Raw genomic sequence first — 21,678 nt, forward strand, 5'->3', positions numbered from 1 at the left:
CGGCCTCCTGAACGCGCCTGGGATGCGGTCAGGCGGGCCCCGCGGAGTTCCTAGTTCTCCGGTGCCAGGGTGGTCAGGGTGATCATCTCCTCCGCGCTCAAGTGGAGGTCATGAGCCATGAGGTTCTCCTTGAGGTGACGCAGGCTGGTCGTGCCGGGGATCGGGAGCGTGACGGGCGAGCGGTGCAGGTGCCAGGCGAGCGCGATCTGCTGGAGAGTCGCACCGTGGCGGCGGGCGATCGGCTCAAGAGCGGCGGTGACGCGATCGAGGTCGCCACCGTCGCCGAGCGTGACGGGGTGCCAGGGCGAGAACGCGGTCCCGGCTGCCTCGGCGGCCGTCAGCAGGGTGGCTCCGGTGCGGTTCCCGAGGTTGTACAGGGCGGTGACGGCGGCGATGTCGGTGATGGCCCGGGCCGCGTGGAACTGTTCCAGGGTGATGTTGGACAGGCCGATGTCGCGGATGAGCCCTTGCTCGCGCAGTTCGGCCAGGGTGGCGATCTGCTCCTCGAACGGGGCGTCGGTGGCGCGCCCACTGTGCAGGTAGTAGAGATCGATGTGCTCCACACCCAGCCGACGTGCGCTCATGTGGGCGCTTTGGCGCAGGTAGTTGCGGTTGCCGACGGCGTCGAGGGTGGAGTAGTCGAAGCCCCCGCGGACGAAGCCGCCCTTGGTCGCGATGACCAGGTGGTCCGGGTAGGGGTGCAGCGCGTCCCGGATGAGGAGCTCGTTGCTGTGCGGGCCGTACACGTCGGCGGTGTCGATGAACGTCACCCCGGCGTCCACGGCCGCGCGCAGCAGCCCGATTCCGGCCTGCCGGTCGGGGTAGTCGCCCCACACCTGCCTGCCGGTGAGCTGCATCGCTCCGTAGCCCACCCGCCCGACGGCCGGTCCGTTGCCGATGGTGATCGTCGTACCGCTGGAAGTTTCCGTGGACATGCCGCGGCGCCCTTTCGTCGTGATTGGGGAACAGGTGGCCATGGTGGCCACGTCTCCAGGCAACCAGCGGCGCGCCCGCCGCCACGCCCCGAGAGGGGGCGCGTTCCACCGGGGGCATGGCAGACCCCCTCTGGTGTGGCTCCGCACTAGCCTGGAGGTATGAGCGCACCCTCCGCCGCACCGGGCCAGCGGGAAATCACCGAGTTCCTGCGCTCACGCCGGGCGCGCATCACCCCGAAGGACGCCGGCCTGCCGCTGCGGCATGGCACGCGCAGGGTGCCCGGGCTACGCCGGGAGGAGGTGGCGCTGCTGGCCGGCGTGAGCGCCGACTACTACATCCGGCTGGAACGCGGCCGCGTCCACGCGTCCGACGCCGTCCTGGACGCCGTGGCCCGCGCGCTGGCGCTGAACGACACCGAGCGCGAGCACCTGTACACCCTGAACCGGCCGGTCCGCCCCCCTGCCGCCCCGATGCCGCCGCAGCGGCTGCGCGCCGGCCTTCGCCTGGCCCTCGACTCCGTCGGCGACGTCCCGGCCATGGTGACGGGACGACGCCTCGACGTGCTGGCCGCCAACCGGTTGGCCCGCGCCCTGCTGACCGACTTCGACGCGCTGCCGCACCGGGATCGCAACATGGCCCGCTTCATCTTCCTCGACGAGGCGGCCCGGACGTTGTACACCTACTGGGAGCAGGCGGCCCGCGACGCCGTCGCCGCCCTTCACCTGTACGCCGGCCGCTACCCCGCCGACCCGCTGCTCGCCGAGCTCGTCGGTGACCTGTCCACCAGCGACGCGGACTTCCGCCGGTGGTGGGCCGACCACAATGTGATCCGCCGCAGCAACGGCGTGAAGTACTACCACCACCCCGTGGCCGGTGACCTGGCCCTGGGCTACGAGGCCTTCGCCCCCGTCGGCGATCAGGACCAGACCTTCGCCCTGCACACGGCCGAGCCGGGCTCGCCCTCCGAGCTGGGCCTGCGCTCACTGGCCGCCTGGACCCGGGAGCACCTCGCCTGAACTCGTCGGCGGGGCGCGTGCGACGCGCGGGGTGGGGTGTTCGGCGAGCGGGAAGGCGACCGCCGAGCGACCGCCGAGCGACCGCCGAGCGACCGAGCGCGCCCCGCGACCGCGGCGGGACGCGGGACCGGCCGTCCCGTCGCACTGCCGGGTTTTCCGCCGGGCGGGAGTCAGGCGCGTTCGGCGACGAAGCCGCCGAACGGCCAGAACTCGAGGTCGCTCTCGCCCGGCAGCGCCCGGAACGAGGGGAACCCGGCGTCGGTCAGCGAGCGCGCCCACTCCTGCTGGGTGAGGTAGCCGACGTTGACGCGGCGCGGCGGGTCCAGGACCGCCCGGTTGTAGCTGTGCAGGCTGGTCTGCAGGACCTCGCAGGGGAAGAACATGCCGGCCCGCGTACGGTTCCCCGAGGTGAAGACGAGCCAGCCGCCGGGCTTGAGGATGCGGTGGCAGGAGCGCAGCACCTCGTGGAGGTTCTCGACGTCGTGCAGGACGTTCTCCAGGATGATCAGGTCGGCCGAGCCGTCCCGCAGGTAGGGCACGTCGTCGTAGGAGTCCAGGTCGTCGAGGTCGACCCGGTCGAAGGAGGTGACGGCCAGCAGCTCCGGCGCCTCCTGCCCGAGCATCTCCCTGGCGCCGCGCATGAGCTCGCGGCTGATGTCGGTGAAGCCGTAGTGCCTGATCGCCCTGGCCCGCTCGCGGAACCCGTCGATCTGCAGGGCGGCGCGGATGGTGGCGCCGACGCCGGCGCCGCCCTCGAACACCACGATGGGGTCGCCCGCGCGCAGGCGCTGGTCGAGCACGCGGGCCACGAGGCTGTTGCAGGTCTGCTTGGGTGCCACGTCCACCATGAGGTACTGCCAGATGTCCCAGGTCTCCGCGACGCCGATCCGCTCCTCCATCGCGGCCAGCCCGTCACGGCCCTGGAGGACCTCCCCGGCGACCGACTCGACGGCGCGCAGCGCGACCATGGTGGCCGTGTCCGGCGACGACACCCCGGCCAGGTAGACGTCCTCGGGGGTTTGCGCGCGCCCTACCAGCTCGGGGGTGGGGCGGTAGACGTAGCCGTCGCGGAACAGGTCGCCGCGGTCGGCGAGGTACTCGATCAGGCGCTTGCGGAAGAAGTACGGCTGCCGCTCCGACCCGCTGGACGGCGGCGGCGCCTCCGGGTCGTGCACGGCCTCGCCCGTGGCGAACAGGTGCCGCATGGCGATGCGGGACAACACCAGCGCGGCCTCGTACCTGATGCGTTCGAGCTTGGCGGTGTAGTCGGGCGTGCAGATGTCGCTGATGTCGATCGCCGCGATGTCGGCGCGGGTCGCTTCCTGGACCGTCTGAGTCATGACGTGACCTCCGTGTTCCTCGATCCGAGCCACTTCACGGCGGCGTCGACGACCGCGCCGGGCCGGTGCGCCCAGCGGAAGTGGTGTGTCCTTTCCAGCCCGACGTCCTCGGGTGGGATCTCCGCCCACGTGACACTGGCCGACCGGAGCTTGGCGGCGAGATGCTCCGAACAGGATTCGGGAACGTAGCGGTCCCCGGGAAGTACGACGAACAGCGCGGGGACCGTGGAGCGGGACAGGGCCGCCTCGTAGTCCACCCGGCTGCCGTGGATGAGGTAGGCGCCGTGCCTGGCGTCGTGCATCCAGTCGCGGACCACGCCGCGGGCCTCCTTGCCCGCGAAGGGCACCCAGCCGGGCAGGTAGCCGTGCAGCGCGGTGGCGATCCTGATGATCTGCAGGCCCAGGAACCTGGCCGGCCTGCGCATCCCGGCGACGCGGCCGTACCAGCTCGTTCCGGTGGCGACGAGCACGGTGGCGGCCACGTGCGGCGACGTGGCGGCGTGCAGCACGCTCAGGTGGCCGCCGAGGCTGTGCCCGAACAGCGTGATCCGCTCGGCGCCGAACTCCCGGCGCAGTGCCTCGACGATCTCCGGCAGCTCGGTTTCGAGCATCTCGGCGTAGCCGAACGTGGTCGAGCGCGACGGGCGGACCGAGCTGCCGCCGTTGCCGCGCAGGTCGGCCAGCACCGCGGTGTGCCCGCGCGCGGCGAGCTCGACGGCGACCGCCGTGTAGTAGCTCGCCCGCACGCCCATGGCAGGCAGGCAGAGCACGACTGGGGCGTCCTCCTCGGCGGCCGGGAAGACGACGAGCTCGCTCGTGTTGCCGTCGCTGAGGCTCACGCGGAGGCGCTGCGGCGCCCGGCGCTGGTCGGTCATGGTCATCTCAGGGCACCTCGATGTCGGAGAAGAGCCGTCGCTCGTCGTGGTCGCGTTCGAGGCGGTCCACCGCCTGCCGGCGCAGGCCGGTGTCCGCGGGCTGGGGCTCGCCCAGCCGGGCGGCGATCCGTCGCAGGCACAACAGCAGCCACGCCCCGGTGGCGTGGAAGTCGTCCCGGCGCTGCCCGCGCAACCAGGCCGAGGCGCAGGCCGCGGCGGCGTCCAGACCGGGCGCCGTCCCGCCACGTGAGGTGAGGCGGTCGAGCAGCTCCAGCAGGCGGGGGGCGTACGGTCCCGGCAGGCCCTCCTCGTGGACGAGGGCGCGGGCCCGCGCGAGGGGGTCGCCGTGATCGGGGGCCTCCGCCGCGGGCACCCCGAGCCAGGCCAGCTCGGGCGGCACCGGGACGAACGGGTCGGGCGGCAGCTCGTCCGGCGGCGGCTGGTCGGACTCCGCCAGAGCGGTCACCACGGCCACGTCGCGGCGCATCTTCTCCACGATGCCGTGCCAGTGCTCGGTCGCGCAGTACGCCCGCGCGCCCAGCACGATCGCCAGGGACTCGACGGCGTCGCCGGCCAGCTCCGGGACCAGGTCGCCGACGCGTGCCGAGGCCGCGGGGAAGCGGTGCGGGTCGGTACGCGCGATGCGGCTCAACTCGTGGCAGACGGCCTCGCCGATTTGCACATCCGCGTAGACGTCGGCCAGGCGGACGGCGACGGGTTCGAGCTCCAGGATCGGCGCGCCGTACAACATGCGGGATCGCGCGAACGCCACGACCGCGCGCAGGCAGGTGTCCAGCCCGCCGAGGGCCAGGCCGGCGACCACCAGCCGCGCCACCGGCAAGGTCCGCGCGGCGATCTCCAGCCCCTGCCCGGGCGGGCCCAGCGTCTCGGCGGGGCCCGCGGGGAAGCCCGACAGCGTGAGCCGGCCGAGCGCCGAACCGCGCAGGCCGTGCGTCTCGTACGCGGGGTCGGATCGCCAGTGGCCGCCGCGGTCCGCCTCCCGCAGCAGCAGGAACGCGGTGACGCCGGCGCCGGTGCGGGCCAGCAGGGTGGTGCCCGCGGCGTGCCCGTCGTGGCCGGCGAGCGTGGTCCTGCCGCTCAGGCTCCACGCGCGCCCCGCCCCGGCCAGGGCTTCGAGCCGGGTGTCGGCCGTGACGTCCACGCCGTGCTCGGCCTCGCCGATCGGCAGGCCCAGCAACTCGTGCCGGCGCAGCAGCGCGGCGACCGCCCGGCGCTGGGCGGGCGTGCCGTGCTGCCAGACGGGCAGGCCGGCCAGGAAGCCGGCCGCGATCGCCGACGCCGCCGTGAGGTCGCGCCGCGCCAGGACGCGGAGCAGGGCGACACAGTGATCCAGGGACCGCAGCGAGCCGCCCGAGACGGCGGGGATCAGGTGCTCGGCGAGCCCCCACGAGAACGCCGCGTCGCAGAGGTGCTGGGGGAACCTGCCCTCCCTGTCGGTCGCGACGGCCGCGTGGAAGGAGGCGGGGTTGCGCTCGTCCATGGGGTCGCCGAGAGCCTGGTCGAGCCGGGCGGCCGTGTCGAGGGCGGCCTCGATGGTGAGATCCATGTGCCCGCCCCTTCAGGCCGGTCGTGACAGGGACAGCGCCGAGCGGCCCGCGTACCGCATGGCGAGATCCAGGAACAGGCTCTCGGTCGTCTCGCGCGGCATGCGGGCGCCGGGACGCAGCAGCGACTCCACGCCCGCGGCGAGCCAGTGCGCGGGCTCCGACCGGGCGAGACAGACCGCGGCGAAGGTGCGCGCGTACCGGTCGCCGACCCGCTGGCCGTCCTCGGAGCGCGGGTCCACGTCGCGCCGCGCGTCCGCGAGCAGGTCGCGGCCCGCCTGCCGGAGCAGCGCGGCCGCGCGCCCGGATCCCGCCCGAAGCTCCAGCGCGGCGCAGGCGCCGTCCAGACCGGCGGTGACGGGGTCGAGGTCGCTCGCCGTGCCCAGTGCCGCCAGCCCCGAGGGGTACGGCCGCGGCGCGAAAGCCGGCTGGAACACCTCGTCGGCCGCCCCGGGGTCGGTCCCCGGCTCGGTCAGGCACGACACCTGAGCCGCCAGCGAGCTGAGCACGACCGGCTCGCTGCCGTCGAACAGGCTGAAGAGCCGCGCGTCGCGTACGAGCTTGTCGTAGAGGCCGTACCAGTGGTCCTGGCGCAGCAGGTAGCGCGCCCCGAGCACGCCGGCCAGGCGGCGCAGCCGCTGCTCGGCGAGGTGCGGCACCAGGTACTTGGCGACCGCCGAGGCGATGGGGGCCAGGGCGGGCAGGTGCTGCAGGATCCGCACGCAGCAGGTGGCCACCGTCTCGGCCACGCGCAGGTCCAGGTCGGCGGCGGCGAGCTCCTCCCGGACGTGCGGCAGGTCGATCGCCCGCTCCTGCCGCACGCGGCGGTGGCGCAGGAAGTCGAACGCGCACCGCAACCCGGTGTCGAACGCGCCCAGGCTGAGTCCCGGCACCAGCGTGCGGATGGTCATCAGCGAGCGGATCGTGAGGTCCAGCCCGCGGCCGGGCCGCCCCAGCACGGCCGACGACGGCACGAACGCGTCCAGGAACCGTACCCCCGCGATGTCCGCGCCCCTGATCCCGTGCGTGTGGATCCTGGGCAACAGCTCGTAGCTGCCGGCCGGCAGCCGTTCCATGTCCACCAGCAGCAGGGTCAGCGAGCGCAGCCCCGTCAGGGACGGCTCGCGTACGAGCAGGCAGACGAACCGGGCCAGCCGGACGTTGTTGATCACCCACTTGGCGCCGTCGAGCATGTACCCGCCGCTCACGCGCCGCGCGGTGAGGTCGCTCGACAGCAGGTCGGCGCCCCTGTCGAGCTCGGTCAGCGCCAGCGACATCCACTGGCCGCGCAGGACGGCGTCGGCGTAGTCGCGCTGCTGGGCGGGCGTCCCGGCGAGCCACACCGGCGTGCCGGACGCCCACGGGGAGTTCGCGATCACGGCCACGGTCGGGTCGCGGCGCGCCACCACCCTGCCGAGGGCCAGCAGCTCCTCCAGGGAGGTCAGCCGGCCGCCGAGCGAGGCGGGCACCAGGTGGGCGGGGTAGCCCCATGCCCGCAGCCGGTCCAGCGAGCTGTGCGGCCAGCGTTCGGCGTGGTCGCCCGCCATCGCGGCGCCGAACGTGAGAGGGCCGGTGGGCCGGTGCGGGTCGCCGAGGGCCAGTTCGAGCTGCTCGGCGGCGGGGAAGCGGTTCATGCGGCGCTCCTGACGCGCTCGTCCGCTGTCACGTGTTCGAGGACCCGGTCGAGCGTGCCGGCGAGCAGGTGGTCGCGCATGAGCAGGCGCTGGAACTTGCCGCTGGTGGTGCGCGGCAACCCGCCCCTGCCCAGGAGCACCACGTCGACGGAGGCGCCGCCCAGCTCCTCGGCCGCCGCCGCCCTGAGGTCGGAGACGAGCTGTCCGTACGGCGGCCGCGCCAGGGCGGCCTCAGCCAGCACCGCGATGCGCTCGCGCCGGCCGGCGGCGGGGTCGGCAGGCAGGACGACCGCGACGGCCCGCCGCTGGTACAGCCCCGCCACCTCGCGCACCCTGACCTCGACGTCCTCCGGATAGTGGTTGCGGCCGTTGAGAATGATCATCTCTTTGCGCCGCCCCGTGACGTGCAGCGCCGAGCCGGCCAGGTAGCCGAGGTCTCCCGTGGGGCACCAGCCGCCGGCCGGAAGGGGCGCCTGCCGGTGGTAGCCGCGCGTCACCGGCTCACCCCGGACCTCGATGTCGCCGACGACCCTCTCGCCGGCCTCGACGCCGTCCTTGACGATCCGCACCTGGACGCCGGGCACGGGCACGCCGCAGCTCACGATGCCGCGCGCGGCGGGGTCGTCCCGGTCGGCGGGCTCGGCCCGTCCCGCGTTGTTGAGCAGGTCGCGACGCACCCAGTCGACGCTGGCCTCCTCCCCCGCGGGGGTGAAGGTGACCGCGAGGGTGGCCTCGGCCAGGCCGTAGCAGGGGGTCATGGCGCGAGGGTCGAGCCCGGCGGGCGCGAAGCGCTGCTGGAAGGCGGCGATCAGGTCAGGGGCGATCGGCTCGGCGCCGTTGAGCATGACCCGCACCGCGGACAGGTCGTAGCCGGGCACTTCCTCCGGGGGGATGGAGTCGAGCAGGTAGCCGTAGCCGAAGGCCGGGCCCGCGTAGATGGTGGCGCGCAGGTCGCAGAACCAGCGCAGCCAGTCGTCCGGCCGCTTGACGAAGTCCTGCGGCGCGGACACGTGGACGGCGACGCCGGCGCCGACCGCCGCCAGCGTGGAGAACAACCCCATGTCGTGGGAGAGCGGCAGCCAGTGGCAGACCACGTCGTCGGCTCGCGCGTCGGCCCCACGCTGGATGACGCGCAGGCCCGCCAGCACGTTGCGATGGGTCAGCGCGACGCCGCGGGGCGCCGAGGTGCTGCCGGAGGTGTACTGGATCAACGCGAGGTCGTCGGCGCCGGCCTGCGGCGGCTCCAGGACGCCGGGATCGACGAGCAGTCCCGCGTACGGGCCGGCGAGGTGAGAGACCGGCACGACCCGCAGGCCGGGCACCAGCTCGGCGAGCGGCTCGGCGTACGGGTCGTCGATGACGGCGAACCGCGCGCCGCTGTCGGCCAGCACGTGCCGCATCCGGGACAGAAACGCCTTGGTGAACCCCGTGGAGACGGCGAGGGGGACCAGCACCGCGCCCGCGAGCGCGATGCCGCCGGTGACCCGGAGGAAGTCCAGCGGCGACTGCAGGAGCACGGCCACCGGCGTGCCGGGCTCCGCGCCGAGGAACCGCAGGCGCGCGGCCGCGACGCGGCCGTCGCGGAGCAACTCGTGGAAGGTCAGGCGGTGGCCGGGGAAGAAGGTGCCGGCGACCTGACCAGGATGCAGCTCGGCCGCGCGGACGAACATCTCACCCAGCGTCCGCACGCCTGCCGGGACGAGCGCGCTCAAGCAACCTTCTCCTGTTCCTGCCCGCACAGCCGGTAGACCTCGTCGGCGATCTCGCTCAGGGTTCCGCTGCGGAACAGCACCTCGTTCTCGAGCTCGATGCCGAACGTGCGCTCGATCCGCCCGGCGATCCGGAGCAGCTTGATGGATTCGACGAGGCTCAGGTCGGTGATCCTGGCGTCGTCGGTGATGGTGCTCTCGGGGACTTGCAGTACGCGCGCCACGATGCCTTTCAGCGCATGGGAAACCGCCTGGTGCGTGAGCTGGCCGGCCATTGATAACCCCATTTCAGGTGTTATTCGGTTGAGCCAGGCCAACGTAACCAGGGAATTGCGGCACTCCAACCCCTAACAATGCCGCCCCCTATGCCGTATCCACTGCCACCTGCGCCGACGTGGTCATAGGGGGTTGTGCCGCAGGGCATTGTTTTCCGCGTACTCGAATTCCCGCCCCGAATTCCGGTTCCGGGAACGGCGGCGGTGAACTGGCGGCATGAGGGAGAGGCGGGGCAGTGCGGGATGAGCCGGAGGTGCAGGAGTCGCGGCCGCCTCTTACGGTCGGACGGCCCTTGATCCGTTCAGGGCACCGGAGACAGACTGGCATCCGGGGTTCGCGCTCGCGGAAAGGAGCTGTGGTGTCCGTTTTCGCATGGGTATTAGGGGCTTTCGGGCTTGTCACGGCTTCGCTTCAGCTGTACCGGATGGGAACAGGGCGACTGCTCGGCAGATGGGTACGGGAGGCCGGGCCCGTGGCGGCGCGGCAGCGTTCGGCACGGCATTTCGTGTACGCGGGTCTGATGACGACTCTCGCGGCGGTTATCGGCGTGCTTGGACTCCGATTGCCGGAGGCTGTTCCGGTGATGCTGCTCGCCGCTGCTCTGGGCATGGCGTACGGTGTCAGCGACCTCGTCCTGTGGATGAAGGCATCGCGTGCGTGGGAGGAGGTCCAGCGGTCCGAGCCGCGTTCGCAGATTCATGACGAGAGAGCGGGCACGTGACCCGCTGGAGCATTTTCTTGGCTGTTTACGTACCGTTTAGGGGGCTTTGCCCTGGTCGGGTGGCCGATGTTGGCCAGGCGCCGGTCCACCCCTTACGACCAGCACGAACATGCCCGCGCGCGGCTGCGAGCCCGATCGAGCCGATGCCGGCCACGACGTGGGCAGCGGCATCGCGATCCGCCGCAGCGCCACCCCAGTGATCTTCAAGTGTTCCTCTCCACCACGTAGTACGTCCTGCGATGGAAGCCGGTCACCGTCGCGCCCTCCTCCATGAGGCCGCCCAGTACGTCGCGCACGGCGTGCCGCCACGCCTTGGCGGCGCCGGCGTCCACCCCGCGCAGCCGCTCGATGTCCTCGGGGACCGCGACCAGCACCACGCGCCCGTCGGTACGGCCCTCGACCGGGCGGTCGCCGTCGTCGCCCAGCCCCACCACAGCGTCCTCCGGCACCGCCGGCAGGTACGGCACCCGCCGGACCGCCGCCTCGACCCGCGGATCGGTCAGCGGCCAAACGGCCAGGATGCGGTCGGACTCGTCGCCCTGGTTGATGGCGTCAGCCATCACGCCGTAGAAGTTCGGCAGGTACTCCGCCGGCCGCGCGCCCAGCTTGGCCAGGTTGAAGTGCGCGTTGCGGCGGACCAGCGGGTCGTAGGTCCAGGTGATCCGGGAGATCCCGCGGTCGAGCGCCCACAGCCGCTGGTGCAGCTTCAGTTCGAAGCCGATGCCCCGTCCCGCCGCCGCGCCCGTGGTGTTCGAGTGCAGGGTCGAGTCCTGCCCGAAGAAGCCCACCGACGCCCCGACCATCCGGTCGCCGTCGAAGGCGCCGGAGACGTAGTTGCCCGCGTGGCTCAGCGCCCGCATCAGCCCGGCACTGATCGGCCGGCTGTCCGGCTCGAACCCCCAGATCCGCTCGAACAACTCGTCGACCTGCTCGAACTCCTCGTTCGCACGGAGCTCCCTGATCAGGACCGAGATCGTCATGGTCGAATGGTCGAGCCCGCTGGCCGCCCCCGGCACGTGCACGCGGTCGCCGTCGACGACGGCCCCGGCATACCTGATCTGTTCCTCGAAGGTCGATCCGCTGAGGATCGCGCGTCGCTCCGTCACCCGACGAACGCTAGGAGGACCAGGGGTGATACGTCCAATACGCGCTGGTCGATGAGTTGATATCTGTGGACGTATGGACCGTCCCGAGCGTCCCCTGCTCGGCATCGCGCAGCCGCGAGCACCGTTTGGTCGTTAGGGTGGGCCGCACCTGGGTGGGCGGCTTGAGGGTGTTCACGAGTTTCAGCACCGGCAACATCATCGAGACCGGCACCGACTCCTACCGCCTCGCCCAAACCCGAGCACGCGCCGAAGCCTGAAAGAGGCCCGTCAGCTCTGTCGCCGAGCCGGCCTGGCAGACTCACCCGTTACCAGCTAGCTGCACGGGGGCGGCCATGACCAGCGATCATCTTGTGATCCTCAACGAGCTCGCCCAGGAGCTGAAAGCACTCGAGACCGGCATCGCCTGGTTCAGCTCCCTGAACCCCGCCGAACAGGGCCAGGTCCTCCGTGAGCTCTCCAACTACTGCATCCAAGCCCACCCCAGCCAGGAGGAGACCGCCGAGAGCATCCGCCGCGCCGGGCTTCGCCCGACCCACACGCCTGCAATGCTCATCACCCGCCCAGGCCTCCCCGAACAGCTCAACAAGATCATCCATCTGCCGCAGGCCGAGCGGATCACATCCTTCCGACTCCTGATCGCGCTGCTCGGCATCGCCGACATGCGCAGACGACTGCAAGATTGCATCAACGGATGCAACCATCCCTGGCACCACCTCTAGGCCAGCACGCCCTACGAACCCCCAGCCAGAGCAAGATCAAAAAGTGGCGCTCGAACCCATGACGAACTGGTGCCCGTTCGCACGTTCATGGCCACCAAGGTGAACACGAACGACAGACTCCGGTTCATCACGGACAAAGGCACTACCGCCGAGAAACGCTGGCCGGACCTTCCCGACAACGTCGAGGTGCCGACTCGGGAACTCAGATCGGTCAACTACTGCAAATACTCTTGCGACGAGTATCCGTTAGCGTCAACCAAAGAAGGTGCTCTCAACAGGTTCTATGACGCGATGCCGGCCGCTCGGTCACATGCCGGCGATGAGCTTGTCCACCCGCTCGTCGACGCTGCGGAACGGGTCCTTGCACAGGACGGTGCGCTGGGCCTGGTCGTTCAGCTTGAGGTGTACCCAGTCGACGGTGAAGTCGCGCCGCTTCTCCTGGGCCTTGCGGATGAACTCGCCGCGCAGCCGCGCCCTGGTGGTCTGCGGCGGCACCGACTTGGCCTCGAAGATCTTGATGTCGGAGGCCACCCGCTCCACCGAGCCGCGGCGCTGTAGCAGGTAGAACAGGCCGCGCTTGCGGTGTATGTCGTGGTAGGCGAGGTCGAGCTGCGCCACGCGGGGCGAGGACAGCGGCAGGTCGTACTTCTTCCGGTAGCGCTCGATGAGCTGGTATTTCGTCACCCAGTCGATCTCGCGCGAGACCAGGTCGAGGTTGCCGGTGTCGACCGCGTTGAGCGTGCGCTCCCACAGCTCCAGCACCCGGTGGGCGATGGCGTCGCCGCCGCGGCGGTCGACGAAGTCCTTCGCCTTGGACAGGTATTCCTGCTGGATCTCCAGGCTGGAGGCCTCGCGCCCGTTGGCCAGGCGGACCCGGCGGCGTCCGGTCATGTCGTGGGAGACCTCGCGGATGGCTCGGATCGGGTTCTCCAGGCTCATATCGCGCATCACGGTGCCGGCCTCGATCATGCGCAGCACCAGGTCGGTGGCGCCGACCTTGAGCAGCATGGTGGTCTCGCTCATGTTGGAGTCGCCGACGATCACGTGCAGGCGGCGGAACCGTTCGGCGTCACCGTGCGGCTCGTCCCGGGTGTTGATGATCGGCCGGGACCGGGTGGTGGCCGACGACACGCCCTCCCAGATGTGCTCGGCGCGCTGCGAGACGCAGTAGACCGCGCCGCGTGGCGTCTGCAGCACCTTGCCCGCGCCGCAGATGATCTGCCTGGTGACCAGGAACGGGATCAGTACGTCGGCCAGCCGGCCGAACTCGCCGTGCCGGCCCACGCAGTAGTTCTCGTGGCAGCCGTAGGAGTTGCCGGCCGAGTCGGTGTTGTTCTTGAACAGGTAGATGTCGCCGGCGATGCCCTCCTCGCGCAGCCGCTTCTCGGCGTCGACGAGCAGGCCCTCGAGGATCCGCTCGCCGGCCTTGTCGTGGGTGACCAGCTCCACGACGTTGTCGCACTCGGGGGTGGCGTACTCGGGATGGCTGCCGACGTCCAGGTACAGACGGGCGCCGTTGGGGAGGAAGACGTTGCTCGAGCGGCCCCAGGACACGACCCGCCGGAACAGGTACCGGGCCACCTCGTCGGGGGACAGCCTGCGCTGGCCCCTGAACGTGCAGGTCACGCCGTACTCGTTCTCCAGGCCGAAGATGCGACGATCCATTTGCCTCACGCTACTCCCCCATCACGGTCTCGCCCAGGTCATCCAGGTGGCCGGCGAGGACCTGGTGGTCGGCGTCCCGATGACCGCCCTCCTGCAGGACCTTCCCGCGCAGGAGGAAACCGACCCCGAGCGACAGCTGACCACCTGGGAAGCACCCAAAACCCTGGGTCCGCTTGGTCTGAAATCCCTTGCCGTCATCCTGCTGATGTTGCTCCGCATGACGCACACCGAGATCGAGATCACCGTGGAGTTGGTGCGGGAGCTGCTGCGTGACCAGCACCCCGACCTGGCCCATCACCCGGTGAGTCTCGGCGCGCGGGACTGGGACAACCAGCTGTGGCGGCTCGGCGACGACCTCGCCGTCCGGTTGCCCTGGGCGACGGAGTCCGCGGACGAGCTGCTGCTCAAGGAGCACACAGCCGCGCCCGCGGATGGGCAGTACGCCGCGCTCTCGGCGGCATCCACGTCGGAGAAGCCGGCGTCCGCGGCCGGCCCAGCGGCAAGGCCACGGGGCCCACCCGCCCACGCGGCACTGCGACGCCTCATCGCAACGGCCCAGCGTTGATCGATCGCCTCTCCAGGCTCTCGAAGACCGTCGCGCCGAGGTGATCGTGCGCAAGCCCCGGATGTGTGTCGCCCGCGCCGGCTACCGCTTCCCGACGGTGTAGGCCAGGTGGGTCACCCGGGATGAGGTGTCCGTGCGGGTCTGGTGGAGGGCGAGGCGGGCCGGGTCCACGCGGTCGAACAGGCGGATGCCGGTGCCGAACAGCACGGGCGCGAGGGTGATCGAGAACTCGTCGATCAGGCCGCTGTCCAGGTACTCCTGGATCGTCTCGGCGCCGCCGGCGATGCGGACGTCGCGGTCGCCGGCGGCCTCGCGGGCCTGGTCGAGAGCGCTGAAGATGCCGTCGTTGACGAAGTGGAAGGTCGTGCCGCCCGGCCGCTCCCACGGGTCACGCTTGGTGTGGGTCACGACGAACACCGGGGTGTGGAACGGCGCCTCCTCCGGCCAGGCCAGCTCGCCGCCGTCGAACATCCGCTTGCCCATGACGCTCACGCCGGTGCGCTCGTACGTAGCCCTGACGACGTCGTTGTCGAGTCCTTCCTCGCCGCCCTCGCCGAGCTTGAGGTTCTCCCTGAACCACCGCTGCGGGAACACCCACGCCTGCAGCTCCGACCACTTCGTCATCCAGCGCTGGACCCTCGGGTCGTTCTTACCTTCGGGCGAGAAGACGTCCTCGACGGGCACGGCCTCCGGCGCCATGAAACCGTCGAGCGACATCGTCACGCTGAAGAACACCTTCCCGGCCATCAGCCCTCCGCTCCCTTCGGTGTGGTCTCGTTGCAGGTGAGTTCGGCGACGTAGGCCGCCAGGTTGCGCAGGGTCTGCTCGCCGCCCTCGATCGCGTGGTATTTTTCCACCGCCTCCTCACGGAGCTCCCTGGTGGGGAACACCGTGCGCATCACGATCCGGGTCTCCTCGCCGGCCGGTTCGAAGGTCAGGACCGACTCGAAGGCGTTGGGGTCGTCGCGGAACGCGCCGTGCACCAGGGCGATCCGCTCCGGCGGGACGATCTCGGTCCAGGTGATCCACTCCTGGTAGTCGGTCCCGTCCGGCCCGTGCATCACGAAGGCCCAGGCCCCGCCGACGCGGAACTCGAAGGACCGCGTCGTGGTCGTGAACCCTTCCGGCCCCCACCACCGCGACAGGTGCCGAACCTGTGTGAACGCCTCGAACACCAGCTCCCGTGGGGCGCCGATGGCCCGGGAGAGCACGATCTCGCGGTCCGCGGTCATGTGGTCAGGCGCGCTGCCGTTACTGGTCGTCGTCATCCGGTGGTTCCTCCTGATTTGCTTGCTTCAGATTTCGCACGTACTCGTCCAGCCGGTCGAAGGTCTCGTTCCAGAACTCCTCGAAGCCGCCCACCCACTCGTGGATCGGCCGCAGCCCGCGGGCGTCCAGGCCGTACAGCCGCTGCTTGCCCGCCCCGCGGACCTGCACCAGCCCGACCTCGCGGAGCACCCGCAGGTGCTTGGACGCCTGTGGCTGGCTCATCCCCAGGTCCCGCGCCAGTTCGGTCACGGGCCGCTCGCCGCCCCGCAGCAGCACCAGGATCTCCCGCCGCTGCGGCTCGGCGATCGCATTGAACGCGTCCGAGGTCGTCGCCGCTCGTGCCATGGCCGTCATCATATGCCTATATCGGAATGTGTCAACGGCGGTGTGGTCAACGACCGGTCCCCGGCTGGTCCGGCTTGCCAACCTGACCGTGACGAAGGTGCGGCAACGCATGGCTCGTGGGCGGCTGGGCCATTCACCCATACGGCGGTCCCACGTCGAGCGGATGCGAATACTGGCGTGGGAGATCACCAGGGCCACCCCGGCGACACGGACCCCGACACCGCGCGACTCGCACAAGCGGTCGTTTGCCCGAGCAGCGCCTTCAGCCGCCACAAGCTCACGGATGACTGTCGCGGCCGCCGTGGCGCGCGTGCTGGTCGGCCACGCCGCCGACCTCGTGCCGGCGCCCGCGGTGGGGACGCGGTTCCTCGACGTCCGGGCACTGATCGGCACGGGCGAGGTGGCTGCGCACCCCGGGGCGGCGTCGGCCTACCGTGCTCTTCACGGATGAGACGGCTCCGTCCGAAGGAGGATGCGCGTAGTGCCGGGGCGCTGCCAGGGTCGGAAGCAGGCGGCCGCTGGGCCGCCCCGATCCGGAAGGACTCCAGCAGTGTCATCGAGACACACCTGGGTGGTGCGGGGTTCGGCGCTGATCGCGGGCCTCGCGCTCGCGGGCGGGCTCACCGCGGCCGCTCCCGCCGTGGCGGCGGAGCAGGCCAAGCTCACCGCGCCGGCCCTCACCGGCCGGTACGACGTCGGCACCACCGACCTCCACCTCCTCGACCCCTCCCGCCCCGACCCGTGGAAACCGGAACGCCGCCGGGAGCTCATGGTCACCGTCACCTACCCGGCGGACCCGTCCGCCGGGGGCCCGCGGGCACCGTGGCTCACGCCCGGCATGAGCACCGTCATCGACCAGGCGCTGGCCGGCGAGGACTACCTCGATCTCCCGGCCGGCTCCATCGACTGGGCATCGGCGAAGCGAAGGGCCGAGACCGGCGTCCCCGTGGCGCACGGCGCGCCGAAGCCGGTCGCGCTCTTTTCCCCCGGCTTCGGCAGCCCGCGGGAGACGTACACGGCGATCGTCGACGATCTGGCGAGCCGCGGCTACGTGGTCGTCTCGCTCTCGCACACCTACGAGAGCGTGGCGGTCGAGTTCCCTGGCGGGCGGCTCGAACTCGCGGTGTCCGGGGATGGAATCCCCGACTTCGAGAAGACGGCGCTCGACGCCCGGGTCGCCGACAGCCGGTTCGTCCTCGACCAGCTCACGAAGATCACCCGGGGCGAGAACCCCGACGCCGGCAAGCGGCCGCTCCCCCGCGGGCTCGGCCGGTCGCTCGACCTGTCCCGGGTCGGCGCCTACGGGCACTCCTACGGCGGGTTCACCGCGGGCGAGACGATGGTCCACGACCGCCGCATCGACGCCGGGATCAACCTGGACGGCGCGATGGCGACCGCGTTCGGCTATCCCCCGGGGACTCCTTACGTGCCGGGCGAAGTCACGAAACGCGGCCTGGACAGGCCGTTCCTCCTGATGGGCGCCGAGGGCGTCGACGAGAACGGGAAACCGCTCGAGCACACGCACCGGCATCCCGAATTCGACCGCAGTTGGGCGGACTTCTGGGCCAACCAGCGAGGCTGGAAGCGGGATCTGCTCCTGCGCGGCGGCAGCACGCACATGGCCTACAGCGATCTGCAGATCATCGTGCCGCAACTCGGCGCGCGCGTGGCGCCGGAGAAGCGTGAGGCGGTCATCGGCACCATCGATCCCCGTCGTTCGCTGGCCGCGCAACGGGACTACATCGGCGCGTTCTTCGACCTGCACCTTCGCGGACGGGACCGGCACCTGTTCGACGGCGAATCCCCGCGGCACCCGAACATCGACTTCATCGACTAGGGACTGAATGCAGTTGAAGTCTACTTAATGTCTCGCCGGGCGCCGGTTGGAAATATCTTATTATCCGATGCGTTTATCACTCGATCTCGCCCGTTCTGGATATGGCGCGCTCCAACAAGGGTGCGAAAGCGCCCGCCATCTGGGTGGATGCCGCGGTGTCAGTTCGGTCAACGGATGGCCGATCCCTCGGTGCCCGCGTCTTGAGGTGTTGCCGCGGCGAGTACCGGAACGGACTCCGGGGGTCACTGGGCAGCGTCCTGTGCCGCTTCTACGCTCCGAACATGGCGAACGTCAGCTACTTCGAGGCGTGGGGCATGTGGTTCGACGGCAGGTCAACCCCCGGAAACGACCTGCTGGGGCTGTCGATGATCTGGTGGGGCCGCTTCGGCAAGATCCTCTCGTTCGTGGCTGGTGCCGCGGTCATCGTTGACCTGCTCGGGCCGAGCAGGCTGTCTCGATATAGCGATCGCTTGACGGGGTTTTTGGCGCGGAGGACCTTCATGGCCACGGCTGGCGCCAGTTTCGTAGCAGCGATAACGTTCCTCTGGATCACCGACCCGATCGGGATGCACCGGCTGTTGCAATCTGTGCTTTGTCTGACATTCGTAACGGCTGCCGGCCTACTGGTCACCGCGGTCAGCCGCGCGCTGCCCGCCACTCACCGGGTTATACGGGCGGCGTCCCGCGAACGCGTCGTCGGATGATGCCGACCCAGCCGGCGCTAGCATGGCGTGCCATGCCGATCATCGAGGAGACGATCACAAGGCTGCGGGTCGCGGCTGCCGCCGGGAACCCGGATGCCGCTCGCGAACTGGGCCGCCTGCTGTGCATGCTCAGGACCGACTCCCTGGAAGACGCCATGGACAGCGATTTCCTGGCCACTTGGCCGGAGGAACCCTGGCTCCGCGCCGCCCTGCGCGCCCGCCCTGACGATCAGCTCGCCGCCGTCCTCCTGGCTGGACGGCTCGTTCAGCAAATCGCTTTCTGGCAGATCGATGACGACCACGCGATGGCGCATGGCGAGGACGACGACACGCTCGCCCGCCGACATGACGAAGCACAAGCCCTGTACGCGAGCGTGCTGGAAACCGATCCTGGCCATGCCGCCGCGCGCGCCGGAGTCGCCGCCCTGAACGCCTGGGCCGACGACACCGGCGCCCTGGAGAAGGAGCCGCCCTTCTCGTATTACGAGCTCATCATGGAGGCGGGATCGGGCTCGTTCAGCCATTCCGAGCATGTGGTCACCACAGATCCGGACGAGATGCGCTGGGCCTGCTCGTGGCTCGTGGCCCCGATGGTGGCGCAGGCAGAGGAGCCTCCCTTCGGCGTGGACCTCGATCTGTTCATCTACTCGGATGGGCGGTCCGACAATGTCGTTCGTCTCGCCCGGCATTTCCGCGCCGACGGGACGCTGGACTGGGACGCAGTCGAGATCCCGCCGCTCATGGGCGATCCACTCCCCGTGGGCCACCCGGTCGGCATCGGTCACTACGGCTACTTCTGCGACTGGGGGTGACCTGCCATTTCCTTCAAGGTCTGATCTCGCGTTCCACCTCTGAGGGTCATCGTGGCAACCATCCTCAAGAGCACCGCCCCGCGGGGAACCGGCTGGTGTGGGAGGCCTGTTTCGCAGGGCAGTGTGTCCGTCCCATGCCGGCGACGTCTTGCGCGCAGTGACGGCAAGCTGGCGGAGCCCAAGAAGGTCAGGGCGGGGGCCGTTCCGTCACCGTTGATCGATGTGTTCTTGCTCGGCGGTCGCGGCGTAGGCGGCGTCGAGGCGTTCGAACGGGCCTGGACCGTCGTGCGGCTTCGGCGGGGCGTCGAGGTGGCGGACGCGAAGCTCGTCCATGAGCTCCTCGATGAACGCCGGACCCTCCTCGCGCATGAGCTGCTGCCGGCTCTGAAGTTCGTCGCTGCCCGGGCGCCAGTCGAGGCCCCAGTTGCCGAGGGCGTAGATGATCGGAAGAGTCTGGATCCCGGCTTCGGTGAGGCTGTAGCGAGCGCGCTGCCCCCGCGCGGCGGTGCCACGGGTGAGGAGCCCCGCGTCGACGAGCCGCACGAGGCGGTCGGCGAGGATGTTCGAAGCGATGCCCTCGACCGACCCGGTGAGCAGCGCCCGGAAATAGCGGCGGTCGCCGAAGATGACGTCGCGCAGCACGAGCAACGACCAGCGATCTCCGAGTACCTCGACGGCGGCGTTGACCGGACACCCGGACCGTGGTTCCACGATTCCTCCTTGACAGGTATTTCGTCCTCCCTATAGTAGTTGCAGAATGCAATCACTCTTGGGATGGGGCGATGATGGGCCGCTTCGTTTATTCGATGCAGGCGTCCCTCGACCTGCGGATCGAGCAAGTTCCTGGGGACAACGGTGCCGGTGAGTGGCTGCGCATCGGCGAGGAGCTGCACCGCGAGGCTAATGCGCGGACGCGGGCGCTCGCGCTCATGGTCCAGGGCCGGGTCTACTACGAGGTCATGGAGGAGTACTGGCCACGGGCGCGCGGGGACGCGTCGTTGCCGGGCTACATGCGCGAGTACGGCGAGATCTGGACCGCCAAGCCCAAGGTGCTTGTCTCCCGCACCCGCCTCAGCGCCGATCACAACACCCGGATCATCGGCGGCGACGACGCGATCGAGCAGCTCGCCGCCCTGCGAGCCGGAACCGACGGCAGCATCAGCGTGGGCGGCGCGGCGCTCGCGACGCAGTTGCTCCGGGCGGGGCTTCTTGACGAGTTGATGCTCTGGACCCACCCCGCGATCCTCGGCTTCGGCAGGCCGCTGTTCGACGACTACGACATGCCGATCGAGCTCGACCTGCTCGAGCAGCGATCGTTCGAGCAGGGCGTCACGATGCATCGCTACGCCATCCGGGACGCAAAGGGGGCGAGCTCGTGCTGAGGCAGGTCGCGGAGGGCGTGCTGGTCCACGAGAGCGAGTTCGTGCAGAGCAACGCCGTTGTCGTGCAGGGCCGGGCCGGCGTGTTGCTCATCGACCCCGGGATAACGGGCGACGAGATGGCCTGCCTGGCGAACGACCTGTCAGATTCGGGCCAGACCGTGGTGGCAGGCTTCTCGACGCATCCGGATTGGGATCACCTGCTCTGGCACGCCCAGCTCGGCGCGGCCCCTCGCTACGGCACGGCCCGCTGCGCGGCCACCGTCCGGGATCAGCTGTCCGACCCGGGCGCGAAGGCCGACATCGCCGCCCACCTGCAGGAGACGGAGATCGCCGGACAGGTCCCGCTGGACCTGCTCGGCCTCATCACCGCCCTGCCCGCCGAGACGACGCAGATTCCATGGGAGGGCGGCCCTCACGTCCGGATCATCGAGCATCAAGCGCACGCACCGGGCCACGCGGCGCTGTTCATCGAGGAACGCGGGGTTCTCGTCGCCGGCGACATGCTCTCCGATGTCTTGGTTCCGATGCTCGACCTGGACGGCACCGCTGACCCGATCGAGGACTACCTCGCAGCGCTGCGGCTGTTCGAGGAGGTGGCGGGCGGCGTCGACGTCCTCGTCCCGGGCCACGGGTCCGTCGGCGGAGCTGATCAGGTGCGCGCACGGATCGAGCGGGATCGGGCGTACGTGCTCGCCTTGCGTGACGGCCGGGATCCCAGCGACCCGCGGATCGGCCCATCGGCCAAGCCCGGCTGGGAGTGGGTGAGCGATGTGCACAACGGGCAGGTTCAGCGCCTCGCCCGAAGAAGCGAGCGCGACGGGACGCCCGGCTAGCGATCGGTGTGCGACACGGCCAGTACACGCGGGTCGCCGGTCGGGGGCTGGGGCGACGACACGACGTTCTCCAGGGTGGTCGGGCTGGTCAGCGGGGGTTGCCCTCCGCGGCGGTGAGCCGGGCTTCTGCGAGGGTCTTGTGGACGACGCCGACGAAGACCCGCACTCCGGTGGCGATGGTGCGGATGGATTGGCCGCGCTTGCGGCGGGCGTCATTGACCGCGCGGTACGCGTCCACGGCGACGTGGTCGAACGGGTCCGGTCGACGCGCTCGAATGGCAGGGCGGCGCGGCAACCGGGCACGGCTCCGCATCGACCGAAATATCCGTGGGATTCCGGTCAACCCAGGACGAAGCTCAAGGAGTGTCA

Annotated in this window: 24 protein-coding genes; 10 read left to right on the top strand and 14 right to left on the bottom strand. The window is 70.5% G+C overall.

Features of this window, described 5'->3' with window-relative positions; translation table 11 throughout:
- Window positions 1-50: 50 nt before the first annotated feature.
- On the bottom strand, window positions 51-935 hold the full coding sequence (locus ACBJ59_RS23885; RefSeq protein WP_375112453.1) for an aldo/keto reductase: 885 nt from the start codon (window positions 933-935) through the stop codon (window positions 51-53).
- A gap of 159 nt (window positions 936-1,094) precedes the next feature.
- Here ACBJ59_RS23885 and ACBJ59_RS23890 point away from each other — a divergent pair, with 159 nt between their 5' ends.
- Window positions 1,095-1,952 carry a helix-turn-helix domain-containing protein gene (locus ACBJ59_RS23890; protein WP_375112454.1) on the top strand — a complete coding sequence of 286 codons (858 nt, stop codon included), beginning with the start codon at window positions 1,095-1,097 and terminating at the stop codon, window positions 1,950-1,952.
- A gap of 170 nt (window positions 1,953-2,122) precedes the next feature.
- On the opposite strand, the gene ACBJ59_RS23895 is transcribed toward ACBJ59_RS23890, so the two are convergent.
- Genes ACBJ59_RS23895 through ACBJ59_RS23920 form a run of 6 tightly spaced genes read right to left on the bottom strand, consistent with a single transcriptional unit; the run spans window position 2,123 to window position 9,350 of the window.
- On the bottom strand, window positions 2,123-3,292 hold the full coding sequence (locus ACBJ59_RS23895; protein ID WP_375112455.1) for a class I SAM-dependent methyltransferase: 1,170 nt from the start codon (window positions 3,290-3,292) through the stop codon (window positions 2,123-2,125).
- Window positions 3,289-4,173, bottom strand: coding sequence for an alpha/beta fold hydrolase (locus tag ACBJ59_RS23900; protein WP_375112456.1), 885 nt, complete (start codon window positions 4,171-4,173; stop codon window positions 3,289-3,291). Before ACBJ59_RS23900 ends, ACBJ59_RS23895 begins: the two co-directional genes overlap by 4 nt.
- Window position 4,174: 1 nt before the next feature.
- Window positions 4,175-5,734 (bottom strand): acyl-CoA dehydrogenase family protein, encoded by a 1,560-nt coding sequence (locus ACBJ59_RS23905; RefSeq protein WP_375112457.1) that lies wholly within the window; start codon window positions 5,732-5,734, stop codon window positions 4,175-4,177.
- A 12-nt stretch (window positions 5,735-5,746) separates the two neighbouring features.
- On the bottom strand, window positions 5,747-7,366 hold the full coding sequence (locus ACBJ59_RS23910) for an acyl-CoA dehydrogenase family protein (protein ID WP_375112458.1): 1,620 nt from the start codon (window positions 7,364-7,366) through the stop codon (window positions 5,747-5,749).
- Window positions 7,363-9,078, bottom strand: a complete 1,716-nt coding sequence (locus tag ACBJ59_RS23915; RefSeq protein WP_375112459.1) for an AMP-binding protein — start codon at window positions 9,076-9,078, stop codon at window positions 7,363-7,365. Before ACBJ59_RS23915 ends, ACBJ59_RS23910 begins: the two co-directional genes overlap by 4 nt.
- Window positions 9,075-9,350, bottom strand: coding sequence for an acyl carrier protein (locus tag ACBJ59_RS23920; protein ID WP_375112460.1), 276 nt, complete (start codon window positions 9,348-9,350; stop codon window positions 9,075-9,077). The genes ACBJ59_RS23915 and ACBJ59_RS23920 overlap by 4 nt, the downstream gene beginning before the upstream one ends.
- 359 nt (window positions 9,351-9,709) lie before the next feature.
- Here ACBJ59_RS23920 and ACBJ59_RS23925 point away from each other — a divergent pair, with 359 nt between their 5' ends.
- Entirely contained in the window at window positions 9,710-10,072 is a 363-nt protein-coding gene (locus ACBJ59_RS23925) for a hypothetical protein (RefSeq protein WP_375112461.1), read from the top strand.
- 203 nt (window positions 10,073-10,275) lie between these two features.
- Here the strand turns inward: ACBJ59_RS23925 and ACBJ59_RS23930 are convergent, their stop codons facing one another.
- Window positions 10,276-11,178, bottom strand: coding sequence for a GNAT family N-acetyltransferase (locus ACBJ59_RS23930; RefSeq protein WP_375112462.1), 903 nt, complete (start codon window positions 11,176-11,178; stop codon window positions 10,276-10,278).
- Window positions 11,179-11,510: 332 nt separating this feature from the next.
- Between ACBJ59_RS23930 and ACBJ59_RS23935 the strand changes: the two genes are divergently transcribed.
- Window positions 11,511-11,897: a DUF5958 family protein gene (locus tag ACBJ59_RS23935; RefSeq protein ID WP_375112463.1), complete on the top strand. Its 387-nt coding sequence runs from the start codon at window positions 11,511-11,513 to the stop codon at window positions 11,895-11,897.
- A 306-nt stretch (window positions 11,898-12,203) separates the two neighbouring features.
- Here ACBJ59_RS23935 and pafA read toward each other — a convergent pair whose 3' ends face one another.
- Window positions 12,204-13,562: a Pup--protein ligase gene (gene pafA, locus ACBJ59_RS23940; protein ID WP_375112464.1), complete on the bottom strand. Its 1,359-nt coding sequence runs from the start codon at window positions 13,560-13,562 to the stop codon at window positions 12,204-12,206.
- 46 nt (window positions 13,563-13,608) lie between these two features.
- Between pafA and ACBJ59_RS23945 the strand changes: the two genes are divergently transcribed.
- Complete coding sequence (locus ACBJ59_RS23945) at window positions 13,609-14,127, top strand: hypothetical protein (RefSeq protein ID WP_375112465.1); 519 nt, start codon at window positions 13,609-13,611, stop codon at window positions 14,125-14,127.
- An 81-nt stretch (window positions 14,128-14,208) separates the two neighbouring features.
- Here ACBJ59_RS23945 and ACBJ59_RS23950 read toward each other — a convergent pair whose 3' ends face one another.
- From ACBJ59_RS23950 to ACBJ59_RS23960, 3 genes are read right to left on the bottom strand one after another with little or no spacing between them, the layout of a single operon-like run.
- Window positions 14,209-14,874, bottom strand: coding sequence for a dihydrofolate reductase family protein (locus ACBJ59_RS23950; protein WP_375112466.1), 666 nt, complete (start codon window positions 14,872-14,874; stop codon window positions 14,209-14,211).
- A complete protein-coding gene (locus tag ACBJ59_RS23955) occupies window positions 14,874-15,395 on the bottom strand; it encodes an SRPBCC family protein (RefSeq protein ID WP_375112467.1) in 522 nt (173 codons plus the stop codon). The genes ACBJ59_RS23950 and ACBJ59_RS23955 overlap by 1 nt, the downstream gene beginning before the upstream one ends.
- Window positions 15,379-15,741, bottom strand: coding sequence for an ArsR/SmtB family transcription factor (locus tag ACBJ59_RS23960; RefSeq protein ID WP_375112468.1), 363 nt, complete (start codon window positions 15,739-15,741; stop codon window positions 15,379-15,381). Before ACBJ59_RS23960 ends, ACBJ59_RS23955 begins: the two co-directional genes overlap by 17 nt.
- 283 nt (window positions 15,742-16,024) lie before the next feature.
- On the opposite strand from ACBJ59_RS23960, the gene ACBJ59_RS23965 reads away from it, so the two are divergent.
- The 4 genes from ACBJ59_RS23965 (at window position 16,025) to ACBJ59_RS23980 (ending at window position 19,094) form a co-directional block, all read left to right on the top strand.
- A complete protein-coding gene (locus tag ACBJ59_RS23965) occupies window positions 16,025-16,192 on the top strand; it encodes a hypothetical protein (protein WP_375112469.1) in 168 nt (55 codons plus the stop codon).
- A 99-nt stretch (window positions 16,193-16,291) separates the two neighbouring features.
- Complete coding sequence (locus tag ACBJ59_RS23970) at window positions 16,292-17,578, top strand: alpha/beta hydrolase family protein (protein ID WP_375112470.1); 1,287 nt, start codon at window positions 16,292-16,294, stop codon at window positions 17,576-17,578.
- Window positions 17,579-17,859: 281 nt separating this feature from the next.
- On the top strand, window positions 17,860-18,282 hold the full coding sequence (locus ACBJ59_RS23975; RefSeq protein WP_375112471.1) for a hypothetical protein: 423 nt from the start codon (window positions 17,860-17,862) through the stop codon (window positions 18,280-18,282).
- Between the two features lie 32 nt (window positions 18,283-18,314).
- Complete coding sequence (locus ACBJ59_RS23980; RefSeq protein WP_375112472.1) at window positions 18,315-19,094, top strand: hypothetical protein; 780 nt, start codon at window positions 18,315-18,317, stop codon at window positions 19,092-19,094.
- A 207-nt stretch (window positions 19,095-19,301) separates the two neighbouring features.
- Here ACBJ59_RS23980 and ACBJ59_RS23985 read toward each other — a convergent pair whose 3' ends face one another.
- Window positions 19,302-19,805, bottom strand: coding sequence for a winged helix-turn-helix transcriptional regulator (locus ACBJ59_RS23985; protein WP_375112473.1), 504 nt, complete (start codon window positions 19,803-19,805; stop codon window positions 19,302-19,304).
- Window positions 19,806-19,876: 71 nt separating this feature from the next.
- Between ACBJ59_RS23985 and ACBJ59_RS23990 the strand changes: the two genes are divergently transcribed.
- Together ACBJ59_RS23990 and ACBJ59_RS23995 are read left to right on the top strand one after the other, a co-directional pair.
- On the top strand, window positions 19,877-20,476 hold the full coding sequence (locus ACBJ59_RS23990) for a dihydrofolate reductase family protein (protein ID WP_375112474.1): 600 nt from the start codon (window positions 19,877-19,879) through the stop codon (window positions 20,474-20,476).
- Window positions 20,470-21,309: an MBL fold metallo-hydrolase gene (locus ACBJ59_RS23995; protein ID WP_375112475.1), complete on the top strand. Its 840-nt coding sequence runs from the start codon at window positions 20,470-20,472 to the stop codon at window positions 21,307-21,309. Before ACBJ59_RS23990 ends, ACBJ59_RS23995 begins: the two co-directional genes overlap by 7 nt.
- 88 nt (window positions 21,310-21,397) lie before the next feature.
- Here ACBJ59_RS23995 and ACBJ59_RS24000 read toward each other — a convergent pair whose 3' ends face one another.
- Window positions 21,398-21,622 (bottom strand): hypothetical protein, encoded by a 225-nt coding sequence (locus ACBJ59_RS24000; RefSeq protein ID WP_375112476.1) that lies wholly within the window; start codon window positions 21,620-21,622, stop codon window positions 21,398-21,400.
- Between the last annotated feature and the right edge of the window lie 56 nt (window positions 21,623-21,678).

The sequence above is a fragment of the Nonomuraea sp. MTCD27 genome, assembly GCF_041950495.1.
Classification (GTDB): domain Bacteria; phylum Actinomycetota; class Actinomycetes; order Streptosporangiales; family Streptosporangiaceae; genus Nonomuraea.